Raw genomic sequence first — 4,505 nt, 5'->3', positions numbered from 1 at the left:
GTGTCGATCGGTGCATTGAGCCAGATCGAGCGCGGCATGTCCTCGCTGCGCGTCAAGGTGATCTGGCCGCTCGCCGCCGCCCTCGACATCGAGCCGTCGGCGCTGATCGCCGACGGCAGCGATACGGCGAACGACCTCTATTGCGTGCGTGCCGACAAGCGGCGGCAAATCCCGGTGAAATCGGAAGGCATTGCCAAGGCGCTGCTGTCACCCCCGGGCGCGACGCTGACCGGCATGCTGGTGACGGTGGAAGCCGGCGGCGGCACGGCCGAGGCCTATGCGCATGCCGGCCATGAATTCGGCTTCGTGCTGGCTGGTGAGGTCGAACTGGTGGTGGATTCGACAAAGTACGTGCTGAAGGCCGGCGACAGCTTTGCCTTCAAGAGCACGCTTTTGCATGCCTTCCGCAATCCGGGCGCCGAGCGGTGCCAGATTCTCTGGGTCAACACCACGAAGCCGTCCGAGGTTCGCGATGGCGCCTGATCCACTCGTCCGGCTGCAGGCGGTCTCGAAGATTTTTCCTGGCGGCATCGTCGGGCTCGACGCCGTCGATCTCGACATTATCAGCGGCGAGTTCATCACGCTGCTCGGGCCGTCGGGTTGCGGCAAGACCACCAGTCTGCGCGTCATCGCCGGTTTCGAAAGCCCGTCGAGCGGCAAGGTGCTGCTAGACGGCCGCGATATCACGGCACTTCGCCCGTTCGACCGGCCGGTCAATACCGTGTTCCAGGACTACGCGCTGTTCCCGCACATGAATGTTGCAGAAAATGTCGGCTTCGGTCTGTCGCTGCGCAAACTGTCTGGAGCCGAACAGGCTAAGCGCACCGGCGAAGCGCTCGACATGGTCGGTCTCGCCGACAAGCTTGGCGCCCGTGTCTCCGAACTGTCTGGCGGCCAGCGCCAACGCGTCGCGCTCGCGCGTGCCATCGTCTGCGAGCCGCGCGTGCTGCTGCTCGACGAGCCGTTGTCGGCGCTCGATGCGCATCTGCGCGAACAGATGCAGGTTGAGCTGAAGCGGCTGCAGTCGCGGCTTGGCACCACCTTCGTCATGGTCACCCACGACCAGACCGAAGCGCTGTCGATTTCCGACCGCATCGTCGTCATGAACAAGGGCCGCATCGAGCAGATCGCACCGCCGGCCACACTTTATGACCGGCCTGCCACGAAGTTTGTGGCGAGCTTCATCGGCACCATGAATCTCCTGCAATCACGGTTTGTCGGCCGCGATGGCGATCGCTTGCGTTTCACCGCCGGCACCCTGCCGCTGGAGGCTATTTCTGAAACCGGCGAGGCACCTGCCGAGGGCGCTACCCGCACCATCGGCGTGCGCCCGGAGGATTTGCTGGCGATGACCGAGGCCGCGCCCGGCACCGCACCGGCGCGCGTCAACAGCGTCGTCTTTCACGGCCGCACGCTGCGCCTGCATGCCGAACTCGGGCAGGGCGCACCTGTCGTCATCGACGCGCCGCGCCAGGCCGAGGGTTTTCGCTTCCAGGTCGGCGACGTGGCGCATATCAGCCTGCGCCGTGGCGCCAACTGCCCAGTGCTGCCAGGTTAGTTCATCGAACTCTAAAAACCGGGGCCAACTGGGCGATCCACGATTTCCTCGAGGTCGAGGGTATCATCGGCTGCTGGGCGTGAGCTCGAATAGATTCCAGGCTTGACTCAAGGAGAGCGTTCCTGTTTTGTTCCGGAATGGAGCAAAACAGGAGCGTTCTTTGCCGGGCGTGTGCGTATGTATCTGCAAGGCGAATTCGACTATGGACTTCCAGAGCCGCCATGGCGGCCTAAACGGCCCGAGCGCGTGTTCTTCGGTTTGTTTTTGCAGTCTAAGGACCATTCGCGCTTTGCCGATTGTCAAAATCGGCTATGCGGCCAATGCGGGGTAACCGGCGACCAACTGCTACCGGAGCGTTTTCACGTCAGCCTGCAGCATGTCGGTGATTACAAAAGGCTACGGTCCAAAATTCTTTTTGCGGCCGCCCGATCGGGACGGCGCATTGCGATGGCCCCGTTCGAGGTTACCTTTCGCTATGCCAGTAGCTTTCCCGGCCGACCGGCGACTAGGGGCAAGCCAGCCAAACACCCTTTCGTGCTTCTCGCCGATGACGGACCGGTTTGTGAGTTGAGCAGGAAGCTCGGCGTCGAAATGCTGCGCGAAGGCCTCAAGGCGTCAGATGGTTTCGTTCCGCATCTGACGCTTGCATATGACCGAAAACTTGTCCCCAAACAGCCTATGGGCCCAATCAGCTTTGTTGCACGAGAGTTCGTCCTTGTGCACAGCTTGCGCGGACTGAAGAAGTACGTTTTCCCGGAATGTTGGCCGCTGAGCGCGATGTGATGTGCTCACATCGTCGTCACATACTCCGAGCGATATCCATCATCCTGACATGGCTTGTCAGCTACCCCGTGGTCCGACGATGGCAGGCCAGCGAGTCGTTGCCTATTTGCAGTGCGTCTGAACAGGAGGAACGCAAATGACCATCGCGGAAATTGCCAAGGATTTTACCGAGCTGCTCAAGCAGGGCGAGAACGAAGCTGCCGCCGAGAAGTACAATTCCGACGATATCGTGAGCTACGAAGCCATGGAGGGGCCGATGGCCATCTCCCGTGGCAAGGAGGCTCTCAGGCAGAAGGGCCAGTGGTGGCAGGAGAACAATGAAGTCCATGGCGGCTCTGTCGAAGGCCCCTATGTCAATGGCGACCAGTTCGCGGTGCGCTTCAAGTTCGACATAACGCCCAAGGCTACCGGCGAGCGTGTCACCATGGATGAAGTTGGCCTCTACACGGTCAAAAACGGCAAGATCACCGAAGAGCGCTTCTATTATTGAGGCCGGACCCCCGGCTTCCGGCTCACATCGCTGCTGCATGATCTGGAGGTTAGACGGCCAGGACATTGTCCTGGCCGTCATGTGGAACGGAGATATGGCAACGGCTCTGGCAAATCGGGAAGGGCGGTTTAGTCTGTGGAACGGATTCGACAGTCAGCCAAGGAAGCACGCTTTTGACGATCACCATGTACGGCATCACCACCTGCGACACGGTCAGGAAGGCGCGCGTCTGGCTGGAAGGCCATGACGTAGCCTACCGGTTTCACGATTTCAGGGCCGAGGGACTGGACGCGAAGCGGCTGGATGGTTGGGCGGGCAAGGTCGGCTGGGAAAAGCTGCTCAACAAGGCGAGCACGACGTTCCGCGAGCTGCCGGACAAGGAAAAGCAGGGTCTCGACGAGAAGAGCGCCAAGGCGCTGATGCTGGCCAAGCCGACCATGATCAAGCGGCCGGTTCTGGAGGTAGGCGACCGGGTTATGGTCGGGTTCAAGGCTGATGTCTATGAGGCGGCGGTGGGGGAGTAGAGCTGCCTCTCGGTCCACGGTGTTCCGTGGCGCCCCCCTCTGTCCTGCCGGACATCTCCCCCTCAAGTGGGGAGATTGGCAGCTTCGCCGCTCCGCCATTCCTGTCACGTTCGGGATTTGCGAAGAAGATGATGACAGCGGATCTCCCCACCTGAGGGGGAGATGGCCGGCAGGCCAGAGGGGGGGCGCTGTCCCGCCGACCGCCATAAAATCTCAGCGTCCGCGCAGATACCCCGCCAGCGCCACCGCATTGTTGTGCGCCTCGTCAAGCGCGCCGTAGAGCAGCGTCACCTTGCCGTTACCCAGCAGGCCTCGCAACTGCGTCACCGCCGCGCCATTCCCATCCAGCTCAGCGCCATACCGCTCCTGAAACTCCGCCCAGCGCACCGCCTCGTGTCCGAACCATTTGCGCAACTCGTCGCTCGGCGCGATGTCCTTCAACCACAGCGTCAGCGCGGCGTCTTGCTTGCTGACGCCGCGCGGCCAGATGCGGTCGACCAGAACCCGCTGCCCGTCATCGGCAGCGGGCGGCTCGTAGATACGCTTGACCGCGATCTTGAAGGCCATCACACCTCCTGGCTGGAACCCTCAGGCCCACTCGCCCTTGCGCATGACAGGCACGCGGGCGCCGTCCTTGTGGACGCCATCGATGTCGATCTTGTCCGAGCCGATCATCCAGTCGATGTGGATGAAGCTCTTGTTGCCGCCGCGCGCGGCGATCTCGTCCTGGCTGAGCGAGGCGCCGTCGACGAAGCACTTCGAATAGCATTGGCCGAGCGCGATGTGGCAGGCGGCGTTCTCGTCGAACAGCGTGTTGAAGAACAACAGGCCGCTGGCCGATATCGGCGAGGAATGCGGCACCAGCGCCACCTCGCCGAGACGGCGCGCGCCCTCGTCGGTGTCGAGCACTTTCTTCAGCACGTCCTCGCCCTTCGATGCCTTGGCCTCGACGATCCTGCCTTCTTCGAAACGCACCGAAATGTCGTCGATCAGCGTGCCCTGGTAGGACAGCGGCTTGGTCGAGGAGACATGGCCTTCGACTCGCCCCGCATGCGGCGTGGTGAAGACCTCCTCGGTCGGGATGTTGGGGTTGCAGGTGATGCCGTTCTTGGCGGTCGAGGCGCCGCCCATCCATTCATGGCCGTCCGCC

The 4,505-nt window shown here is 62.3% G+C and carries 7 protein-coding genes; 5 read left to right on the top strand and 2 right to left on the bottom strand.

From position 1 onward, the window contains the following. From EN994_RS19200 to EN994_RS19180, 5 genes are all read left to right on the top strand, one after another. The coding region (locus EN994_RS19200) for a cupin domain-containing protein (protein ID WP_127307723.1) at window positions 1-483 on the top strand (483 nt) is incomplete at its 5' end. Continuing rightward, entirely contained in the window at window positions 473-1,558 is a 1,086-nt protein-coding gene (locus tag EN994_RS19195; RefSeq protein WP_027164193.1) for an ABC transporter ATP-binding protein, read from the top strand. The genes EN994_RS19200 and EN994_RS19195, both read left to right, overlap by 11 nt. A 102-nt stretch (window positions 1,559-1,660) precedes the next feature. Then, entirely contained in the window at window positions 1,661-2,341 is a 681-nt protein-coding gene (locus EN994_RS19190; RefSeq protein WP_245441279.1) for a 2'-5' RNA ligase, read from the top strand. A gap of 136 nt (window positions 2,342-2,477) precedes the next feature. Next, window positions 2,478-2,831 (top strand): nuclear transport factor 2 family protein, encoded by a 354-nt coding sequence (locus EN994_RS19185; RefSeq protein ID WP_013532858.1) that lies wholly within the window; start codon window positions 2,478-2,480, stop codon window positions 2,829-2,831. Between the two features lie 173 nt (window positions 2,832-3,004). Continuing rightward, complete coding sequence (locus tag EN994_RS19180) at window positions 3,005-3,355, top strand: ArsC family reductase (RefSeq protein ID WP_063167640.1); 351 nt, start codon at window positions 3,005-3,007, stop codon at window positions 3,353-3,355. A gap of 213 nt (window positions 3,356-3,568) precedes the next feature. Here EN994_RS19180 and EN994_RS19170 read toward each other — a convergent pair whose 3' ends face one another. Both EN994_RS19170 and EN994_RS19165 read right to left on the bottom strand, forming a co-directional pair. Next, complete coding sequence (locus tag EN994_RS19170; protein WP_063167641.1) at window positions 3,569-3,922, bottom strand: DUF488 domain-containing protein; 354 nt, start codon at window positions 3,920-3,922, stop codon at window positions 3,569-3,571. Between the two features lie 21 nt (window positions 3,923-3,943). Next, the coding region (locus EN994_RS19165; RefSeq protein ID WP_164746013.1) for an aminopeptidase at window positions 3,944-4,505 on the bottom strand (562 nt) is incomplete at its 5' end.

The organism is Mesorhizobium sp. M7A.F.Ca.CA.002.09.1.1, from assembly GCF_003998555.1.
GTDB lineage: Bacteria > Pseudomonadota > Alphaproteobacteria > Rhizobiales > Rhizobiaceae > Mesorhizobium > Mesorhizobium ciceri.
The sequence above is the reverse complement of the archived record's forward strand: the minus strand, read 5'-3'. Positions and strand labels throughout refer to the sequence as shown.

Bases quoted from the DNA above. Each gene is read 5' to 3' on its own strand.
- EN994_RS19195 (WP_027164193.1), top strand. From the start codon at position 473: ATGGCGCCTGATCCACTCGTCCGGCTGCAGGCGGTCTCGAAGATTTTT.
- EN994_RS19185 (WP_013532858.1), top strand. From the start codon at position 2,478: ATGACCATCGCGGAAATTGCCAAGGATTTTACCGAGCTGCTCAAGCAG.
- EN994_RS19170 (WP_063167641.1), bottom strand. From the start codon at position 3,922: ATGGCCTTCAAGATCGCGGTCAAGCGTATCTACGAGCCGCCCGCTGCC.